At 55.4% G+C, this 20,105-nt stretch carries 19 protein-coding genes and 1 pseudogene; 9 read left to right on the top strand and 11 right to left on the bottom strand.

Annotated features, from left to right (window positions below):
* The first annotated feature begins 2 nt into the window (after nucleotides 1–2).
* Nucleotides 3–1,010, top strand: coding sequence for a site-specific integrase (locus C8K63_RS04425; RefSeq protein WP_108215579.1), 1,008 nt, complete (start codon nucleotides 3–5; stop codon nucleotides 1,008–1,010).
* An 81-nt stretch (nucleotides 1,011–1,091) separates the two neighbouring features.
* Nucleotides 1,092–1,216 (top strand): annotated as a pseudogene (locus tag C8K63_RS04420) (beta-propeller fold lactonase family protein); the annotation flags it as partial.
* Here the strand turns inward: C8K63_RS04420 and C8K63_RS04415 are convergent.
* Nucleotides 1,201–1,350, bottom strand: a complete 150-nt coding sequence (locus C8K63_RS04415; RefSeq protein ID WP_256594910.1) for a transposase — start codon at nucleotides 1,348–1,350, stop codon at nucleotides 1,201–1,203. The pseudogene C8K63_RS04420 and the gene C8K63_RS04415 overlap by 16 nt on opposite strands.
* Nucleotides 1,351–1,546: 196 nt before the next feature.
* On the opposite strand from C8K63_RS04415, the gene C8K63_RS04410 reads away from it, so the two are divergent.
* The 7 genes from C8K63_RS04410 to C8K63_RS30305 all read left to right on the top strand — a co-directional run bounded on the left by C8K63_RS04410 (nucleotide 1,547) and on the right by C8K63_RS30305 (nucleotide 7,667).
* A complete protein-coding gene (locus tag C8K63_RS04410; RefSeq protein WP_146176374.1) occupies nucleotides 1,547–1,885 on the top strand; it encodes a hypothetical protein in 339 nt (112 codons plus the stop codon).
* A gap of 16 nt (nucleotides 1,886–1,901) precedes the next feature.
* Complete coding sequence (locus tag C8K63_RS31190) at nucleotides 1,902–2,177, top strand: hypothetical protein (protein WP_108215575.1); 276 nt, start codon at nucleotides 1,902–1,904, stop codon at nucleotides 2,175–2,177.
* Between the two features lie 302 nt (nucleotides 2,178–2,479).
* On the top strand, nucleotides 2,480–3,319 hold the full coding sequence (locus C8K63_RS04400; protein WP_108215574.1) for an IclR family transcriptional regulator: 840 nt from the start codon (nucleotides 2,480–2,482) through the stop codon (nucleotides 3,317–3,319).
* A gap of 133 nt (nucleotides 3,320–3,452) precedes the next feature.
* Entirely contained in the window at nucleotides 3,453–4,844 is a 1,392-nt protein-coding gene (locus C8K63_RS04395; protein ID WP_108215573.1) for an MFS transporter, read from the top strand.
* 121 nt (nucleotides 4,845–4,965) lie between these two features.
* Nucleotides 4,966–5,895: a dihydrodipicolinate synthase family protein gene (locus C8K63_RS04390; RefSeq protein ID WP_108215572.1), complete on the top strand. Its 930-nt coding sequence runs from the start codon at nucleotides 4,966–4,968 to the stop codon at nucleotides 5,893–5,895.
* Nucleotides 5,896–6,098: 203 nt separating this feature from the next.
* Nucleotides 6,099–7,328, top strand: coding sequence for an OprD family porin (locus C8K63_RS04385; RefSeq protein ID WP_371920730.1), 1,230 nt, complete (start codon nucleotides 6,099–6,101; stop codon nucleotides 7,326–7,328).
* Nucleotides 7,329–7,526: 198 nt separating this feature from the next.
* Nucleotides 7,527–7,667 (top strand): hypothetical protein, encoded by a 141-nt coding sequence (locus C8K63_RS30305; RefSeq protein WP_158273927.1) that lies wholly within the window; start codon nucleotides 7,527–7,529, stop codon nucleotides 7,665–7,667.
* A gap of 245 nt (nucleotides 7,668–7,912) precedes the next feature.
* Here the strand turns inward: C8K63_RS30305 and C8K63_RS04380 are convergent, their stop codons facing one another.
* The 10 genes from C8K63_RS04380 to purU all read right to left on the bottom strand — a co-directional run bounded on the left by C8K63_RS04380 (nucleotide 7,913) and on the right by purU (nucleotide 20,097).
* Nucleotides 7,913–9,289 (bottom strand): L-serine ammonia-lyase, encoded by a 1,377-nt coding sequence (locus tag C8K63_RS04380; protein WP_108215570.1) that lies wholly within the window; start codon nucleotides 9,287–9,289, stop codon nucleotides 7,913–7,915.
* A 31-nt stretch (nucleotides 9,290–9,320) separates the two neighbouring features.
* Entirely contained in the window at nucleotides 9,321–10,577 is a 1,257-nt protein-coding gene (gene glyA / locus C8K63_RS04375) for a serine hydroxymethyltransferase (RefSeq protein ID WP_108215569.1), read from the bottom strand.
* A 117-nt stretch (nucleotides 10,578–10,694) separates the two neighbouring features.
* The gene (locus tag C8K63_RS04370) at nucleotides 10,695–11,120 is read right to left on the bottom strand and encodes a heme-binding protein (RefSeq protein WP_108215568.1); all 426 of its coding nucleotides are present in this window, start codon (nucleotides 11,118–11,120) and stop codon (nucleotides 10,695–10,697) included.
* A gap of 49 nt (nucleotides 11,121–11,169) precedes the next feature.
* On the bottom strand, nucleotides 11,170–11,949 hold the full coding sequence (folK, locus tag C8K63_RS04365; protein WP_108215567.1) for a 2-amino-4-hydroxy-6-hydroxymethyldihydropteridine diphosphokinase: 780 nt from the start codon (nucleotides 11,947–11,949) through the stop codon (nucleotides 11,170–11,172).
* A 37-nt stretch (nucleotides 11,950–11,986) separates the two neighbouring features.
* Nucleotides 11,987–12,994 (bottom strand): ABC transporter substrate-binding protein, encoded by a 1,008-nt coding sequence (locus tag C8K63_RS04360; protein ID WP_256594895.1) that lies wholly within the window; start codon nucleotides 12,992–12,994, stop codon nucleotides 11,987–11,989.
* Nucleotides 12,995–13,067: 73 nt separating this feature from the next.
* Nucleotides 13,068–13,916, bottom strand: a complete 849-nt coding sequence (locus C8K63_RS04355) for an ABC transporter permease (protein ID WP_058420301.1) — start codon at nucleotides 13,914–13,916, stop codon at nucleotides 13,068–13,070.
* A gap of 3 nt (nucleotides 13,917–13,919) precedes the next feature.
* Entirely contained in the window at nucleotides 13,920–15,200 is a 1,281-nt protein-coding gene (locus tag C8K63_RS04350; RefSeq protein ID WP_178086779.1) for an ABC transporter permease, read from the bottom strand.
* 31 nt (nucleotides 15,201–15,231) lie between these two features.
* Nucleotides 15,232–16,326 carry an ABC transporter ATP-binding protein gene (locus C8K63_RS04345; protein WP_108215565.1) on the bottom strand — a complete coding sequence of 365 codons (1,095 nt, stop codon included), beginning with the start codon at nucleotides 16,324–16,326 and terminating at the stop codon, nucleotides 15,232–15,234.
* A gap of 405 nt (nucleotides 16,327–16,731) precedes the next feature.
* Nucleotides 16,732–19,182, bottom strand: coding sequence for an FAD-dependent oxidoreductase (locus tag C8K63_RS04340; RefSeq protein ID WP_108215564.1), 2,451 nt, complete (start codon nucleotides 19,180–19,182; stop codon nucleotides 16,732–16,734).
* Between the two features lie 57 nt (nucleotides 19,183–19,239).
* Nucleotides 19,240–20,097: a formyltetrahydrofolate deformylase gene (gene purU, locus C8K63_RS04335; protein ID WP_046035443.1), complete on the bottom strand. Its 858-nt coding sequence runs from the start codon at nucleotides 20,095–20,097 to the stop codon at nucleotides 19,240–19,242.
* Nucleotides 20,098–20,105 lie beyond the last annotated feature (8 nt).

Raw genomic sequence — 20,105 nt, 5'->3', positions numbered from 1 at the left:
AGATGAACAAGGCGGATCGCTATCTGCAGGCCGGCACCCGGGACAACACCCGGCGCAGCTATCGCGCGGCAGTGGAACACTTCGAAGTGACCTGGGGTGGGTTTCTGCCGGCAACGGGGGACGGCATCGTGCGTTACCTCGCCGAGTACGCCGACCAGCATGCCATCAGCACGCTGAAGCAACGTTTGGCTGCCCTCGCCCAATGGCACATCACCCAGGGCTTCCCGGATCCGACCAAGACGCCGGCGGTGCGGCAGATGATCAAGGGCATTCGGGCGCTGCATCCCGCCCAGGAAAAACAAGCCACTCCCCTGCTCCTGCAACACCTGGAGCAGGCCGTTCAGTGGCTGGAGCAAGAGGCTGCGCAAGCGGCCGCCCGCCAGGACCTGGCCGCCCTGCTGCGCAGCCGGCGGGACATGGCCTTGGTGCTGATTGGCTTCTGGCGAGGTTTCCGCGGGGATGAGCTGTCGCGCTTGCAGGTCGAACACACCCAGGCGCAAGCCGGGGTGGGCATTACCTTCTACCTGCCGCACAGCAAAGGCGATCGTCAGCACCGCGGGACGACGTTCCGCACGCCCGCGCTGAAAAAGCTCTGCCCCGTTCAGGCTTATGTGAACTGGATTAGGGTCGCCGGCATTGCGCAGGGACCGGTCTTCCGAAAACTCGATCGTTGGGGGCACCTGGCGGAGGACGGCTTGAATGCCAACAGCCTGATTCCATTGCTGCGACGAATTTTCAATCGCGCGGGTGTGTCCGGTGATCTGTACACCAGTCACTCACTGCGTCGCGGCTTCGCCACCTGGGCGGCGGCCAATGGCTGGGATATTAAAGCGCTGATGACGTACGTCGGCTGGAAGGATATGAAGTCAGCCATGCGCTATATCGACACGGCAGACTCTTTCGGGGAGTTGGCGATGGGGCAGCCGTTCACGCCCGCGACGCTTGACCAGGCTAACACCGTGGCGCTGACTGAAAAAATCGTGGACGCGGTATATCAAGGTCAGGACTGAGTCTCCAGCCTGAGCGGGGTACGACACTGACTTCCAATTTACCCCATCAAATTGCCCCGCGCTGATGCTGATCAGCGCCCCGGGCCTCGGCACCTGAACTTTCCCCTGATGGAAAACACCTGTTCGTGGTCGGCGAAATGAGCGGCACGATCACCGCATTTTCAATCAATGACAGCAGCGGCGCATTGACTCAGATTGCCGTGGCCAGCAACCATTGGCACATGACATTGGCGTCAATGCCGTGATTCATCGAAACACTGGCAACAGAGGCGCCCGGTCGCAAGCATTCCTGGGCGACTTGCGCTTTGAAAGGCTTTGGATAAGAGGTTCGTTGGCGCATGGTGATCCGCTCGTCTGGGCTAAAAATGATGTCCATTTAAATAGATGGACACCATCACCCCACCCTACCTACAGCTTCCGCACTGTCTGCCAGTATTGATGTGAGGTTGAGCGGTGAGGATTGTGAGCGAGGGACTTTTAGCCATTGCCATGCCGTGTTGAATCCGCAGAATTGCGAGGTGCGTAGACAGGGCAATATGCGAGTCTGCCAGCCGACCACTCCGGTTCAGTTCTTCCATTTATTGCGATATCCGGCCCTGTACTCCACGCCGCGCCCATTGATCGTGATGACGCCAAAATCGTCGTTGAGACATCCGGAAGCGGTCAGCCAGTTGGCCGAGTTCAGCAAGGGTGCGTTCCAGGAAGTTCTGGGCGATCGGTTTACCACGCGCACCGGGCATCAGAAAATTACAACAGTCATCATCTGCTCCGGGAAAATCTACTATGAGCTCCTGGCTCATCGCCGTGCATTGGATGCTGAACAGGTTCCGCTGGCTCGCCTAGACCAGCTGTATCCGTTTCCGTTGGTTGCGTAGCTGCTGAACTGGTGCGATACAAAGATCTGCAGTCAGTGGTCCGGCGTCAGGGGAATCGCGGAACCAAGGAGCATGTAAATTCGTTGACGATTACCTGTGTGAGATCCTGCCGCAAAATGCGGTCTTGCGGTACACAGGACCACCTCCCGGTGCTTCTACTCCGCCCGGCAATATGACAGTACACGTTGAGCAACAGCGTCTACTCGTCGAAAGCGCCTTCTCTATAAAACCACGCCCCCCTCACGATGCCCCATGGGTATCGCGAGTACGCTTTAAACATGAGCTGTTATAGCCTTTCGGGCGCGCGTGAGGGGATGTAATCGACCCGCTGAGTCCGTAGTCAAAAAGTACCAGACGGACAACGCCATCGGGGCATACGAAGATTCCAAGGCTTGCGTTAAGACGCTGACGTAGCGCCATTTGCTTAAGATATGCAGCGAGTGCAGGGAGTACGCGCAAATGTCTTTATTTCTATAAAGAATATAAAGACAAATTAATGGCTGCAAAAAGAATAGGAAGAGAGCTTCCAAAGTGATATTCTAATTGAGAGAAAAATATTTCGCAATCCGAAAAAACAAAAAAGGAGCGAAAAAGATGAATAAGGCTGTAAACAGCATCGTCGGTTCTGAGCCTAGTCAGGATCTGGATGAAAAGAAGGCCCGCAGCACCGTGCAATCCTTGGCCAAAGGTTTTCGCGTGCTGGAAGCGTTCTCTGCCGAAAACGAAGAGATGACGTTGAGCCAGATCGCATTGGCCGCCGATCTCGACCCTGGTACGACCTTTCGCATGCTCAACACGCTGGTCGATCTAGGATACGTATCGAGAATTCCAGAAAGCCGGCGTTTCGCTCTGACCCTCAAGGTACTCGACCTAGGTTTCCACGCAATTGCTCGTACGGATTTGCGTAGTATCGTCCGGCCAATTTTGCGTGGCCTGGTCAGCGAAACAAGTGAGGCTGCGAGCTTTGCGGTTCTGCAAGGGGCCGATGTGCTCTATTTGGAACGGGTTCGCGCTGGAATCACGCGCCTAGGTGTCGATATTCGCGTCGGCACCACCGTCCCTGCAACTCAAACCGCGATCGGTCAGACTATCCTGGCATTTTTACCCGAACGAGAAGTTCAAAAAGTCCAGCAACTCACACCGTTGGCGCCTTTCACTGTGAAGCCCCACGCCACTGAACTCCCGCTGCCGGAGTTGCTTGAGCGCATCCGAGAGGATGGTTACTTACTGACTGAGTCTCTCTTCACCGAGGGGTTAAGAATACTGGCGGTGCCAGTCTTGGATATCGACGGTTATCCAGTAGGCGCGATTAGTATTGCCGCCCCCACTATTAGATGTACTGAAACAGAGCTTAAGGACCTAGCACTACTTTCTACATTGAGAGCTGCTATTGACATAGGCAAGGCTCTTGAGGCCAACGGCAGCATTGGCTAAATATTCCGAATGTAAATAGCGTGAGGTAAATAGAACAACTCACGCAACACAGCAGTTCATGAATAGCACTGTTAACTCCTACGGCGGGTACCCGCTCGCCCTCTAAAGCTTGAAAACAATAAAAGGAAGTGCCATGTTGATGCAGCATGTAGAAACGGAACCCCTGACGGAGGGGTTAAAAAGCCAAGCAAATATAAGCGCAAGACTTGAGCGCCTGCCTATTACCAAACAAGTATTCTGGGCCAGAAATATTATCGGAGCTGCAACCTTCTTTGATGGCTACACAGTGATCGCAATTGCTTATGCCATGCCGGTATTAGCAAAAGAATGGAACCTTACCGCCACGCAGATCGGTATGATTCTGTCGGCTGGTTATTTAGGGCAGTTATTTGGTGCGCTTATTTTTGGCTGGCTGGCCGAACGCATCGGTCGGATGAAAGTACTGACCTTCACCATTCTGTTGTTTGTTGCAATGGACGTGGCATGCCTGTTCGCAACGAGTGCGGCGGCGATGATGGCTTTTAGATTTCTCCAAGGTATCGGGACCGGTGGAGAGGTGCCGGTCGCCAGTGCTTATATAAATGAATTGATCGGTTCGAAAAAACGCGGAAAGTTCTTTCTTCTATATGAGGTCATGTTCTTGCTAGGGCTGGTTGGTGCTGGCGTCATCGGCTACCTGTTAGTTCCAATCTATGGTTGGAAAGCCATGTTCGCAGTCGGTCTAATACCAGCGTCACTATTGATTCCGCTTCGCTTTTTCCTGTTTGAATCACCACGTTGGTTGGCGTCTAAAGGAAGAGTTGAGGAGGCTGACCGTATTGTCGTGCGCTTGGAAAATAGCGCTCTAAAGGCCGGTAAAACCCTCGCGCCTCCCGTGGAGGTTCCACAGATCCAGCAGCCTAACGCTAAGCAGGGTTGGAAAGAGCTGTTCCATGGGATGTACTTCAAACGCTCACTGGTGATCTGGGCCCTGTGGTTTGGTGCATACATGGTTGCCAACGGTCTGATCACTTGGCTGCCCACACTTTACCGGCAGCACTTTAATCTTCCGCTCGAGACCAGCTTGGCCTATGGCTTCATTACCTCAGCTGCTGGTGTAGTCGCAGCAGTCATCTGTGCGTTGCTGATCGACAAGGTGGGGCGTCGTCGTTGGTACATCGGTGCGTTGTTTCTAGGGGCAGTGCCGTTGGCAGGCCTAGCGCTTACCGGTGCGACGACACCATTACAGATTTTGGTGTTGGCGGGCTTGGGTTATGCCTTAGTACAGACTGTTACTTTTTCCCTTTACCTCTACTCTGCCGAATTATTTCCGACTCGCCTGCGTGCGCTGGGAACGGGAATTGGCAGTGCTTGGCTGCGGCTTGGCTCTGCTACGGGACCACTAGTTGTCGGAGTGGCGGTATCAGGGGCTGGTGTACATTACGTCTTTGGTGTGTTTGCAGTTGTTCTTTTGATTACCGGCTGCATTACAGCAATGTTCGCAATTGAAACTAAAGGGCGAATTTTGGAGGAACTTTCGCCGTAATTTGAAATGGCGTTATAGGCGTAATCTGGATTCTTAATGTTTAACTCAGAAAATACACCTTGTGTTTTCTGCGTCCCTGCACGCGTTAGTTGTAGAAACTTAATCAAACAGAGGAAATAAAATGAGCACTAAAAATACAATCGATCTCCGAGGCCTCGTTCCGGCTCCTATCACTCCATTTACTCGTGATGGCAAGATCGATTTTGACGCCATCCAAAAACTGGGTGCTTGGTTGGGCAGCTTCGAAGGCGTAAAAGGTCTGGTGGTGCTGGGTCATGCAGGTGAAGGCACTTTCCTGACCCAAGCGGAACAAGCCCAGGTTATCCGGGCCTTCAACGAGTCGTGCGAAGGCCGGCTTCCGGTGATCGCCGGCATCACCGGCGAAGGTACTCAAGTCGCTGCCGAAGAAGCCAAACGCGCCGTCGACAATGGTGCCGCTGCTGGCCTGGTTTACCCATCCCATGGCTGGTTGCGTTTTGGCTACCAGAAAGGCGCAGCGCAAGACCGCTATCGTGCGATCTACGAGCACAGCGGTCTGCCGCTGATTCTGTTCCAGTATCCGGATGTGACCAAAGCCACCTACGACTTGGAAACACAACTGGAAATCGCCAAACAGCCAGGCGTGTTCGCCATGAAAAACGGCGTGCGTAACATGCGTCGTTGGGACACCGAAATCCCAGTTATCCGTAAAGAAGTACCAGACCTGCAAATCCTCACCTGCCATGACGAATACCTGCTGCACACCATGTTCGATGTGGACGGTGCACTGGTTGGTTACGGTGGTTTGACTCCAGAACCGCTGATCGAGCTGATCGCTGCGGGCAAACGCCGAGACTACCCGGCTGCCCGGGCGATTCACGACAAACTGCTGCCAGTGACCCGCAATGTCTATCACCGTGGCTCGCACATGGAAGGTACCGTGGCACTCAAGCACGGCTTGGTTGCTCGCGGCATCCTCGAGCATGCCACCGTTCGCTCGCCATTGTTGCCACTGGCAGAAGGCGCGGACCGTGAAATTGCCGACGCACTGCGCTCCGCCGGTTTGATTTGATCTGAGCAAAGACCCTACCGGTCAAGCTTAAACAGGGCGGCGCGTTCGCGCGGCCCTGTCTGCCATTCGTGGCGGACAACACATTCAACTTAACAACGATTGATTTCACCAGAGCGCGACGTGATACGTCTCCTACTGAGTGATTGCAAGCCGCTTGTACCCGTCAAAAACAACAATAGGGAATCAAGGTCTTGAACACATACATCTATCCTAAAGTGGTGGCGTTGGTAACCACTTCTGTGCTGTTTTCATCCTATGGCCTTGCTCAGGGGCTAGTCGATGACAGCACCGCCAATTTGAACCTCAGAAATTTCTTTTTCGAGCGTAACTTCACCGCTCCGGGCGCACCGCAAAACTATGCCCGGGAATGGACTCAAAGTTTTATCTTTGACTTTCGTTCGGGTTTCACCCAAGGCACCGTTGGTTTCGGCGTCGACGTCTTGGGTAAATATGCGGTCAAACTAGACGGAGGTGCCGGTCATTATGGTGCGCTGTTGCTGCCCAGAGATGGTGACGGCGACCCTGCCAGCAGCTTCGGTCGCCTAGGTGTGGCCCTTAAGGCTCGCGTCTCAGCGACGGAAATTAAAGCGGGAGAGTGGATGCCCAATTTGCCGCTGGTGACTGCCGATGATTTTCGCGCATTGCCGCAAACCTTCCAGGGTGCGCAAGTGTCCTCTCAGGACATCAAGAACTGGACGCTGTATGCAGGCCAATTCAACAAGACGGCCTTGCGCAACGATTCATCCATGGAAGACTTGAGTTTCGGAACTGCCCGCAGCGATGCATTCAACTACCTCGGTGCAGACTATCGTGCTATTCCGAGCGGCGCCACAGTGCGCATGTGGTCAGGGCAACTCAAGGACATCTATCAGCAGAACTACCTTGGCTTCATCCAGCGTTGGCCATTTTCTGAATCCGTTAGCCTTAACACGACCCTTGGTTACTTCTGGGGCAAGGACGATGGCAGTGCAAAAGCGGGTCGGCTGGATAACCGTACCGCGTCATTGATGGTGGGCTTGGGCGTGCGTGAGCACACTTTCAGTATCGGCTTACAGGATGTGAGCGGTGACACCGGCTGGATGCGGATCAACGGCACAGGTGGCATCTATCTGGCCAACAACACGTTCAACCATGGCTTCGACAACCCTGATGAGCGTTCCTGGCAACTACGCTACGACCTCAACTTTGCCCCCTACGGTGTGCCGGGGTTAACGTTGATGACTCGTTATGTTCATGGTGATGATGTCAGGTTGCGCAATGTGGAAGATGGTTCGGAATGGGTTCGTGAAACCGAACTGGGGTATGTGGTCCAGTCTGGCAGCTTGAAAAACTTAAATGTCCGCTGGCGCAACGCAAGCGTACGTCGTGACTTTAACGCGGTTGATTATGATGAAAATCGACTGATCGTTAGCTTTCCATTTAAATTTTTGTAATCAAGAAAAACTCAAACTTGTGGCGACTCAGCAGCAGACATAGCTCTAACCATTAAACCATTCAAGGTGATTTACACCAAAGCACTAAAATACTATTTAGAGTTGCATCACGCAAATTTAAGCCCACATGACAATTGTGATGCGCAATAACGCGCGCGCCAGAAAAGTTAAATAATTTTGTTGAGGTGAAAAGTGAAAATGAATGAAGTTGGTGAAATTATTGAGGTGCAGGGAGAGGCCCTGGCAAATGAAAAGCTGAGAGAGGGCTGGAACTTAATTGCGGTCGTGGCAGGAAATGATGCTCGTCCTTGGTATATTTTTGGTAGGAAAGCCAATTAAAGCCACCGACACTATGCTATCGACCCGAAGTCCCACTCGTAAATGGCCGCATTTGGTCGGTTTCAATCAGCTGTGGAACGCCGAAATCGACCAATAGCTGACTTTAAAATTGTCTAATAGCCCATGGGTGAGCGGTGTGCGCTGCAAACGATTCCAGCGCAGTTAAGAGGCAATGAGATGCCTTAGTTAAAATGACATGATCCTAATCATAGGGCAGATCACTCTGCCCCCGAGTACCACCTAATTCAGCATTCGATAATGTTCACCGCAAGACCGCCTCGCGCGGTTTCCTTGTATTTGCTTTTCATGTCCGCTCCCGTTTGACGCATGGTGCGGATCACCTTGTCGAGCGAGACGAAATGTTGCCCATCACCACGCAAAGCAAGGCGCGCGGCGTTGATGGCCTTCACCGACCCCATGGCATTTCGCTCAATGCAGGGCACCTGAACGAGGCCACCGATGGGATCGCAGGTCAGGCCGAGGTTGTGCTCCATGCCAATTTCAGCCGCATTCTCTACCTGTTGCACCGTTCCGCCGAGGACCTCGCACAGCGCTCCAGCCGCCATCGAACAGGCCACCCCCACTTCACCTTGGCAACCGACTTCTGCGCCAGAGATCGACGCGTTTTCCTTGTAAAGAATTCCGATTGCAGCGGCGGTGAGCAGGAAACGTTGCACCCCTTCCTCATCCGCCCCGGGTACAAACCTGCGGTAATAGTGAAGAACCGCCGGGACGATACCCGCAGCGCCGTTGGTGGGTGCCGTCACTACACGGCCCCCACTGGCGTTCTCTTCATTAACCGCCAGGGCGTAAAGGTTGACCCAGTCGAGTACTGAAAGGCTGTCCCTTAAGTTGGCCTCAGGACTGCCACTGAGCTGACGGTACAACGCCGCAGCACGACGTTTAACCTTCAGCCCGCCAGGCATGATGCCTTCGTTGCGGCAACCAGCAAGCACGCAATCCTGCATCACTTGCCAGATATGCAGCAGACCCTCACAGGTTTGCTCCGGACTACGCCACGCCTTCTCGTTTTCGGCCATCAACTGACTGACCGAGAGACCATTCAGTGTGCACTGCTCTAGCAGCTCCCGCCCCGTCAAGAAAGGATAACGAAGTGGCGTTCGATCTTCGACAATACGATCAAGCCCTATCGCTTCTTCATCCACCACAAACCCGCCGCCCACCGAGTAGTACTCACGGCTACAAATCTGTAAGCCAGCCCTGTCGAATGCACGCAGGATCATTCCGTTGGGATGATAGGGCAAAGGCTTGCGGATCATCGCCAAGTGCTCTTTCTCAACAAAGCGAATGGACTTCCCCCCCAAAAGCTTCAGAGTTCCGGTTCCGCGAATCACCGCCAACCTCGCCTCTACTGCCGTGGTATCGACTGTATCCGGGTACTCCCCTTCCAGCCCCAGCAGTATGGCTTTGTCGCTTCCGTGCCCTTTTCCTGTGGCGCCGAGAGAACCGTACAGTTCTGCCCGAACACTCTCTACTTGCTCCAGCAAGCCTTGGTCCCTCAGCCCCTCAGCGAAACGCACGGCTGCGCGCATCGGCCCGACGGTGTGCGAACTGGAAGGGCCGATGCCCACCTTGAACAGATCAAAAACACTCAGCGACATACTCAACTCCGCAGCGAATGCTGGTGGATGATCAGGCTTTGTAAACCGGGAAACGCTCGCACAATTCTGAAACGCGACGGGCGATACGGGCCTCTACCTCGGCATCACCGAGTTTGTCGAGAATGTCGCAGATCCAACTGGCAAGAACGCTGCATTCTGGTTCCTGGAATCCACGTGTGGTCACCGCAGGTGTTCCAATGCGCAACCCAGAAGTTACGAACGGTGACTGTGGGTCGTTCGGCACGGCATTTTTGTTGACCGTGATGTGTGCACGGCCCAAAGCGGCGTCGGCATCCTTACCCGTCAGGCGTTGGCGGATCAGGCTCACCAGAAACAGATGGTTGTCGGTCCCACCCGAGACCACGTCATAACCGCGCTGGATAAACACGCTCGCCATCGCCTTGGCGTTTTTGATCACCTGCTGTTGATACGTTTTGAATCCAGGCTCCAACGCTTCCTTGAAGCAGACGGCCTTCGCGGCGATCACATGCATCAACGGGCCACCCTGCCCGCCTGGAAAGACCGCTGCGTTGAGTTTTCTCTCAAGGTCTTCGTTACCTTTGGCGAGAATCAAACCACCACGCGGGCCGCGTAACGTCTTGTGCGTGGTGGTCGTGACCACATGCGCATAGGGAAGCGGATTGGGATACAGACCTGCCGCAACCAATCCGGCCACGTGGGCCATATCGACGAACAGGTAAGCGCCGATCTTGTCAGCGATGGCGCGAAAGCGCGGGAAATCCAGGGTTTTCGAGTAAGCGGAAAAACCGGCGATGATCATCTCCGGTTGATGCTCGACCGCCAGTCGCTCGACTTCGTCGTAATCGATCAACCCCGTCACGGTATCGATCCCGTACTGCACCGAGTTGTAGAGCTTTCCGGAAAAACTGACTTTGGCACCATGGGTCAAATGCCCGCCGTGGGCCAGGCTCATACCCAGTACGGTGTCACCCGCCTGGAGCAGTGCGAGGTAAACAGCAGCGTTAGCCTGGCTGCCGGAGTGCGGTTGAACGTTGGCGTAATCAGCGCCAAAGAGTTCTTTGGCCCTGTCGATCGCCAACTGCTCGACCTTATCGACGTGCTCGCAGCCGCCGTAGTAACGCTTGCCTGGATAACCTTCAGCATACTTGTTGGTCAGCCCACTGCCCTGTGCTTCCATCACTCGCTGACTGGTATAGTTTTCCGAGGCAATCAGCTCGATATGCTGCTCCTGACGGAGTTCCTCAGCGTCGATCGCATTCAGCAGTTCGTCGTCGTAGCCCTGGATTTTGTCTTGCTGGCTGAACATCGTTTATCTCTCCTTCAACTTTTATTTTTGTTTGGTTCAGGAAATCAAGCGCGCAGAAACGCTTCCAACAGCGAACGTCAACGCGCCGGATGAAAAACCTGGGAATCTTTAATGCAATCAGTTGAGGTAAGCCGTAAACGCATTAACGCCGGCTTGCGCCACAATCTCATCTTGATCGGGAGTACCTGAGCTGCACCCTACGCCGCCAACGATGAACTCCTGCATGAAGAGCGGCAGCCCACCAGCGACAATGGAAAAGCGCCCCTGGTTGCTAGTGTTGATGCCGAAAGCCGGTTTACCCGGCACACTGATTTCGCCATAGGCTCGCGTTGATTTACGGGCGGCAGCGGCGGTGAAGGACTTACTGATGGCGATATCGATACTGGTGATACGCGCGTTGTCCATACGCTGGAACATGATCAGATGACCGGCATCATCTGTAATGGCGATATCCATATCAACGGCAAGTTCTTTGGCTTTGGCAAGGCAAGCTTGCATGATGTGCTGAGCATCAGCCATTGTCAGTCGGGGTACCATTTTCATTGTCTCGACCTCAGAATTGATGAATACAAACCACTCATTACCTATTGGTTTAGAACTCCGGGACTCTCTTCTCGCGGTTAACTTCTGCACCTCCTCGCTCAATCTCTGCAAAAAACTCAGGCAATGACGTCGATAGCGCGGACAGGATCTTGTCGAGCGTATTAACCCCAGGACTTGCTTGATTCTTCTCAATCACAGATATGGAGCTATGAGTCACTCGAGCTTTTTCGGCGAGTTTGCGCTGTGTAAGACCTTGTCGAAGACGCAGCGATTTAAGCGTTTGTGCCATTACAAAATCATCCACCCCAGCTGTTTTTGCACCCTTGTGCAGGGTCAGCCCGTCGCTGGCAACAAGGACCGGTTTTTCCTCGGCAGGCATGTCCCGCTCGAACTCAAGCCAGGTCGTTTTATAGGTTTTACCGGTGACCGGATGCACTGCTTCCGGGGCGAGCACAGCAAGCGGCATCATCACGTAAGGTCTATCGATGAGATCCGACCTTGGCAGCACCCCATGCGCGTAAGTGCCCACGAAATCTCCATACAACAAAATATCGATATCCACCGGTAAGACGATTCGAGGAGCCAGCACGCGCGCGTATCTGGCCTCAAAACGCTTTAGAACATCACTCAACTGGCCCAGCAATAGATCAGTGCGTCCGGACAGAACAACATTAAAAAAATCGTCGCCCACGCAGCCGGCAGCCGCGGAGGAATAGACCGGGGAGCACTGAACATCCACTAGCAATGCGGCCAGGAACTCCAACGCCAGCCCCAAATGATGATCTCGGTCCTGGTTACTCCCGAGCCCGAGGTAAATCAAAGTCGACATGGCGCTGAACTCCTGAGAAGGCTGTAAGGGCAAAGTTTTACTTTGTCAGCCAGGCATTGAAGCGTTCATTGAGTTCGTCGGCATGGTCACCCCACCACTCGGCATTCATTTGTAATGCTGTCTTGAAGTTTTCCGGGGAGGTCGGCAGATGCGGTTTCATCTCCTCGCTGACCAGGGCTTGCGAAGATTTACGCGTCGGGCCATAGGCGATGTATTTGCTTTGCTCAGCCAGCACCGGGGTGCTCGTGGCGAACTTGAGGAACTCCATGGCCCGCGCTTTGTTCTTGCTGCCGGCCGGCACAGCCCACACATCCATGTCGTACAGCTGACCGTCCCAGATAATCTTGAACGGTTGCTTCTCTTGGGTCTGGGCCGTCCAGATACGTCCATTCCATGCCGAGGTCATTACGACCTGGCCGTCCGCAAGCAATTGCGGCGGCTGGGCACCCGCTTCCCACCAGATCACCTGACTCTTGATCGAGTCGAGTTTGGCGAAAGCCCGCTCGATACCCGCCTCGGTTTCCAGGGTGGAATACACTTCATTACGAGGCACCCCATCGGCCAGCAGTGCCCACTCCAACGTGCCTTGAGGCGCCTTGCGCAAGCCACGCTTGCCAGGGAATTTGTTCAGGTCGAAGAAATCCTTCAGCGTTGCGGGCTGCTCACCTTTGAACGCGTTGACGTTGTAAGCGACCGCCGTCGACCAAATGATGTTGGCCACCGCACAGTCGGTGACGGCGCCGGAGATGAAGTCCACGTCAACCGGGGCGCCGCCCGTCCCCGCTTCCAGGTCCTTGCTCGGGTTGATACGTTCGAACAGCCCCGCATTGCACGCCCGAACGGCATCCGGTAATTCCATGTCGACGACGTCCCAGGTGACGTTTTTGGTATCGACTTGAGCCTTGAGCTGAGCGATGCCACCGGAGTAATCCTCCAGCGTGGTTTTCACTCCGGTTTTCTCGCTGAATGGCTTGATCGCTGCCTTGGTCTGGGCAGCCGCCAATGAGCCACCGTACGTGACAATCGTCAGATTCTCTTGCGCCATCGCAGACACACACGCGAGGCTTGTTACCGCGCATATCAACATCTTTTTCATAACTGCTTCCCTAGATCTCAGATCAATTAGTGATTCCACGAACGCGGAGTGAACGACGGCGCAGGACTTCGATAGACAGCAACAGCAGGACAGACAAAATGATCAGCAACGTGGCAGCAGCGAGAATCGTGGGACTGATCTGCTCACGCATTCCGGACCACATCTGACGAGGGATGGTGCGCTGCTCGACGCCCCCCAAAAACTGAACGATCACCGCCTCGTCGAACGAAGTGATGAATGCGAACAACCCGCCTGAAATGATGCCGGGGCGAATGAGCGGAAACGTCACGTTGAAAAACGTGTAAGTCGCCGATGCGCCCATGCTGGCGGCGGCGCGGGTCAGTGAATGATCGAACCCCACGAGCGTTGCAGTGACGGTCAGAATCACGAAAGGCGTACCCAGCACAGCGTGCGACAGGATCAGCGCGAGCAGGCTCTGGCCAATCCCCAATTTGCTGTAAAAGAAGTACATGCCAGCGGCTGAAATGATCACCGGAACGATCATCGGCGAAATCAGAATGCCGGTGAGCAGGCGCTTGTAAGGCAAGTCAGCGCGGCTCAGCCCAATGGACGCAAGCGTACCGAGCGCGGTAGCGATCACCGTTGCACCACACGCCACCAGGAAACTGTTCTTGATCGACAGCACCCAAAGCGGGTCGTTGATCAGCTGGTGATACCAGCGTAGGGAAAATGCCTCCGGTTTCAGATGAAGCATGTCCGACGTGAAGCTGAAATACGGCTCGACGTTAAAGGACAAGGGGATGATTACCAAAATCGGCACCACCAGAAACAGCAGCACGAGCAGGGCAAATCCGCGCACGGTGAAAAACCAGCAGCGTTCGAAAGGTCCGATGTAATTTGGAAGGCTCATGGCTCACCCCAGCTTCATATTGGTAATGCCTACGAATCGGTCGTAGACCCAGTACATCAGCAGCACTACCACCAGAAGCAGGCTGGCAATTGCCGAGGCCAGACCCCAGTTCAAGGACGTCTGCATGTGATAAGCGATGAAGTTGCTGATCATCTGGCCGGTCCGGCCACCCACGAGTGCCGGCGTGATGTAGTAACCAACCGCGAGAATGAAGACCAGAATCCCCCCGGCACTGACGCCCGGCAGGGACAGCGGAAAGTAGATCTTGAAAAAGGTGCGCATGGAGCTGGCGCCCATGGAGTGCGCGGCACGGATGTAGGTCTGGTCGACACCGCGCATGACGCTGTAAAGCGGCAGCACCATGAACGGCAGCAAAATATGCGTCATGGCGATGATCGTGCCGTACAGGTTGTACATCAGATCGAGCGGCTGATTGATGATGCCGAGACTGCGAAGGACGTCGTTGAACACCCCGTTTGACTGGAGAATCACGATCCAGGCGCTGGTCCGGACCAGCAGCGATGTCCAGAACGGCAGTAGCACGAGGATCATCAGCAAGTTGCTGAAGCGGTCCGGCAAGCTGGCCAGGAAGTACGCCAGCGGATAGCCCAGCAGAAAGCAGATGAAAGTGATCGCGACACTGACCGCCAGCGTCTTCAGCAGGTTGTCGACATAGATCTGCCGGCTTTCCGGCTGCTGGACGATGTCGCCGTTATCGTCGTATTGACGATCCAGCGCCGCCAGGTAATGCACCGCGGAAATCGACGGCGCCATCACCTTGAGCTGCGACCACGTTGCGGTTTCACCCCAGCGTTTGTCGATGCTGATCATCAGCGGCTTGAATTCGGTGATCCCTGCCTGACTCTGTTTTTCCAGACCTCTCGCCGTCTTGTTCAACAGCAGCTTCATGCCGCTTTGCACGCGGTTCAAGTCAGTCCCGACCCGGTCCAGGTTCTGCGATTTGAGCAGGGCGAGAATATCGTTGCCGAGGACTGCAAACGTCTTCTCCTCAGGCAGCTCCTGCCGTTCCCAGTGCTTCAACTCGACTGCACTGTTGGGCATGTAGTCGGCGAGCGTGCCGTTTTGCACGCTGCGCATCAGCATGTCGCCGATCGGCATGAGAAAGAACACGGCGATAAATGCAAGCAGTGGCAACACCAGTAGCACGGACTTGAACTTGTTCCGACGCTCGGCCTTGTCCAGGCTTTCCTTTATTGACTGGCCAACCTTCGGCTGCACAAACAGCCGATCCGCAGGCCCTTCAGACATTACAGGGCGATTCATGGAGTGATCTCCGTGTGAGCGGTGACGAAAGTTAGATAACGGTGTTGAGCGCTCGACAGTCGTCAGCACGCCACCCTACGGTCACCAGGGCGCCGGGAGTCGGCGTCGACTGGTTGACGCCGTTGACCACTTTGACGATGAAGTCATCCTGGTCCGCGACGCTCAGCCGCAGGCGCAGGTGGTCCCCGTGATAGATCAGCTCTTGAATTTTTGCCGGAAGCCGGTTGTCGCATTGGCCGTCAGTTGGATCGAGGTAGACGCGCTCCGGGCGAATCGACAAGGTGGTTTTCGTGCCACGGGCGGTACTCGCGGATTTCGCCGCAACGGCCTTCACCCGAAGGTTGCCGACTTGCACTTGGCAGTAATCCCCGTCGCGCTCGATGACCTCCCCCGTCAGCCGGTTGTTTTCACCGATGAAGCTGGCAACGAAGGCGGTCTCGGGTTTCTCGTACAGGTCGGACGGATTGGCCAGTTGCTGAACCACACCATCGTTGAACACCGCAATGCGATCAGACATGGTCAGTGCTTCAGTCTGATCGTGGGTGACGTAAACAACGGTAATGCCCAGTTGCTTGGAAAGACGCTTGATCTCGTACTGCATTTGCTCGCGCAGTTGTTTGTCGAGCGCGCCGAGCGGCTCGTCCATGAGCACCAGGCGAGGTTCAAAAATCAGCGCCCGAGCCAGGGCCACTCGTTGTTTCTGCCCACCGGACAGTTGTGCGGGCATGCGATTGCCCAGCGGGCCCATGGCGACCATGTCCAGGGACTTCTTGACTTTGTCCTGGATGTCGCTTGAAGACAGGCCGCGCACCTTGAGCGGAAAAGCCAGGTTCTCAGCAATGGTCATGTGCGGGAACAAGGCATAGTTTTGAAAGACCATGCCGATACCGCGCTTCTGTGGCGAGATGTCGTTGACCGGCTGGCGGTCGATGGAGATTTCCCCGTGAGTGACGGTTTCAAAACCCGCCAGCATCATCAGGCACGTTGTCTTTCCAGAGCCGGACGGCCCAAGCATGGTGATGAATTCGCCGCGCTGAATATCCAGATTGAAGTTTTTGACCACGAGGTTTTCGCCGTCGTAGCTCTTCTGCACATTGCGAAAACTCACAAAGGATTCTGTTTGCATGTGAACACCCTTCTGCAATTCTTTGATCAGCTAAGTGCGAAGCCGTCTTAAACGGCGCTCACACGGTTTCTCTTGTTCGCGTGGACACAGGACAGCCATCAATCAGGCGTACGGACGCCCAGGTCTGATGGTCGACGCGGCAAACTCAAGAGGAATCTTTCGGCAGAAAAGGCCCAGGGCGAGCCCGGAATCGATAAGGTGTGATGGAGCGGCACAAAGCTGCGCACCCGACGGGGTTGGCGACGACTTGGACCTGGCGATGCATTTTGCATTCATGGTTGTCTCCGGCGATTTTTGCGCCTTGCCCGGAGTCGGACCTCCGGGCACTGCGCGATTCAATCGACTTGTTGTTATGACGTTTCTATACCGTGCCTGACCGCCGCTAATACGGTTGGCCCAGGGGGGTCAGCACTTGATTTTGTTCATCTCAGGGTCGTAGAACGCTCGAAGGCTGGCCTCCACCTCATAGCGCTTGGTGGCCACCTCGATCTCGTACTTGCCTTCTTTCACCCAGTCAGCCGTTGCACCTTCGGCGTTGCAGACATAGCCCATGGCGACGTTGCCGCCGATGAAGTGGCCGTACATGCCAGAGGTGGTGCGGCCGACGATTTCGCCGTTCCGATAGATCGGTTCTTCGTGGTAGTTGGTGGCCTCCGGGTCGAGGAACTTGAACAGGACCATGCGTTTTTTCACGCCTTCGGCTTTCTGCTTGAGCAACGCCTCTTTGCCGATGAAACCGCCGGCCTTGTTGAAGTCCGAGGCAAACGACAGCCCGGCTTCCAGCGGGGTGTCCTCCTCCACCACGTCGTGGCCGAAGTGGCGATAGCCCTTTTCGATACGCAGGGAGTTCAGGGCGTGATAACCACACAACTTCAAGCCGTGCGGCTCACCTGCCGCGACAATTCGGTCGAATACATCCGGGGCGAATTCAGTCGGGATGTACAGTTCCCAGCCCAACTCGCCCACGTAGGTAATACGTGACGCTCGTACGCGGGCATAGCCGAGTTCGATCTCCCTCGACGTGGCAAACGGGAAGCCTTCGTTGGAGAGGTCGTCGGTGGTCAGCGGTTGCAGCAAATTGCGGGCGTTAGGGCCCATCACGCTGATCACAGCCATCGAAGAGGTGACATCGGTGTAGACCACATTCGCCTCGTCCGGCGTGTTGCGGCGCAGCCAGTTCAGCTCGCGAGTCTGCGTCCATGGTCCGGTGACGATGAGGAACGACTCCTTCTCAAGACGTGTCACGGTCAGGTCGGCCTCGATACCACCGCGCTCATTGAGCCACTGGGTGTAGACGATCTTGCCCGGCTCGACATCGATGTTGTTGCTGCAAATCCGGTTGAGCACCGACATCGCATCGCGGCCCTGGACCAGTATTTTGGCGAAGGAGCTTTGATCAAACAGGCCGACGGTGTTGCGCACTGCGTTGTGTTCGGCTGCTGACCACTCGAACCAGTTTTGCTTGCCCCAGCTATAGCCGTATTCCGGCTTCTCACCCACTGGTGCGAAGAAGTTAGCGCGTTCCCAACCCACCACTTCGCCGTAGCAGGCATTGGCGGCCACCAGGCGGTCATGGAGGATACTTTTGCGCGCGTTACGGGCGGACTCGAACTGACGGAATGGCCAGTGCATGGCATACAACAGGCCCAAACCTTCCGTGGTGCGGTCATACAGGTACTGGGAGTTGCCTTGGAAAGGCAAATTACGCTTGATGTCGACGTCCCACAGATCCATCGGCGCGTGACCTTTGGCGATCCACTCGGCCAGCACTTTGCCGGCGCCGCCCGCTGACTGGATGCCCACCGAGTTGAAGCCCGCGGCGACAAAATAGTTACGCAACTCAGGTGCTTCACCCAAGTGGTAGCGGTCATCGGGGGTAAAACTTTCCGGGCCGTTGAAGAACACTTGCAGGCCGGTTTTCTCCAGCGCCGGGATACGGCGAATGGCGGCTTCCAGATAGGGTTCCAAGTGATCGAAATCAGGCGGCAACTCATCAAAACTAAAGCTGTCAGGAATGCCTTCATGCCCCCAAGGTTTGGCATTGGGCTCAAAGGTGCCGATCAGCAGCTTGCCGGCGTCGGTCTTGAAGTAGTTGTAGTAGTCCAGGTCACGCAGTGTCGGCAGCATGATGCCGTTGATTTGCGGCATCGGCTCCGTGACCACGTAGTAGTGTTCTGCGGCGTGGAGGGGAATGTTGACCCCGGCTTTCTTGCCGAAATTACGCGCCCACATACCGGCGCAGTTCACCACGAACTCAGCGTCGATATCGCCCTGAGCCGTGACGACGCCGGCGGCCTTGCCATCCTTGATCTTGATGTCCAGGACCTGGGTGTTTTCAATGATTTTAGCGCCGCCCATTCGAGCACCCTTGGCGAGTGCCTGGGTGACGTCAACCGGGTTGACCACACCGTCCAACGGCAAATACACGCCGCCGACGATGTCTTCGATGTTCAGCAGCGGCCACAGGTCAAGCGCTTGTTCAGGGTTGACCACTTCACAGGGAAAGCCACAAAGCTTGGCCATCGACGCGCCGCGCTTGAGTTCCGTGAAACGTTCCTGGTGAGTCGCGACGCTCAAGGAACCGTTACGCACGAAGCCAGTGGCTTGACCGGTTTCTGCTTCAAGGCCCTCGTACAGACCAGCACTGTACTTCGCCAGCATGCTCATGTTGTAAGTCGCACGCAGGGTCGGCACCAGGCCGGCGGCATGCCAGGTCGTGCCACAGGTCAGCGTCTTGCGCTCCAGTAGCACGACATCTTTGATGCCCAGTTTGGTCAGGTGGTATGCAACGCTGCACCCGATAACCCCACCACCGACGATGACTACACGAGCCGAACTCGGAACGGTATTACTCATTTTAAACTCCAGGGCCAGCACCCCAGGCAGGGCAACTGGCTCGACGATTGGGGGTGCTTAGAACACGATGGTTTTATTGCCGTACACGAGCACGCGATCTTCGAGATGGTTTCGAAGCCCACGGGCCAATACGGTTTTTTCGACGTCTTTGCCTAACCGCACAAGATCATCGACAGACTGTTCGTGGCTGACGCGCGCGACGTCCTGCTCAATGATCGGCCCCTCGTCGAGGTCTTCGGTCACGTAGTGACAGGTCGCGCCGATCAGCTTTACCCCACGACGGGATGCCTGGTGATACGGCTTTGCGCCGATGAACGAGGGCAGGAAGCTGTGATGGATGTTGATCACTTTGTGGCGGTATTTTTCACACAGGTTCTGCGGCAGAATCTGCATGTAACGAGCAAGGACGATGCAGTCCGCGCGGTACTCATCGATCAGTTGTTCGGTTTTGGCAAACCCTGCAGCCTTGTTGTCTTTGTCGACCGGCACGTATTCGAATGGGATGCCGTACCACTCAACCAGGCTGCGCAAATCCTCATGGTTGGAAATCACGCAGGCGATGTCACAGACCAGGTCACCGGTTTTCCAACGGTCCAGCAAATCGGTCATGCAGTGCGAGCCTTTGCTGCACATCAACACCACACGCTTGCGCTGGTCACTGTCGACCAGACGCCAGTTCATCGACATCTCTTGCGCGAGCGGTTCGACTTTGCGTTTCAACACTTCGATGTCAAATGGCAGGGTCTCCGCGCGAACAACCATGCGACTGAAGAAGCGATTGCTCTCTTCGTCAGAGAACTGCGAGGCCTCTTCAACCCAACCGCCATGACTGGCGAACAGGCCCGCCGTGCGGGTGATGATTCCCACCCGGTCCGGACAATCGAAAGCAAAGGTATAAGTACGCTTGGCGCTCATTTCAGACT

This window comes from Pseudomonas sp. GV085 (assembly GCF_003050925.1).
GTDB lineage: Bacteria > Pseudomonadota > Gammaproteobacteria > Pseudomonadales > Pseudomonadaceae > Aquipseudomonas.
The sequence above is the reverse complement of the archived record's forward strand: the minus strand, read 5'-3'. Positions and strand labels throughout refer to the sequence as shown.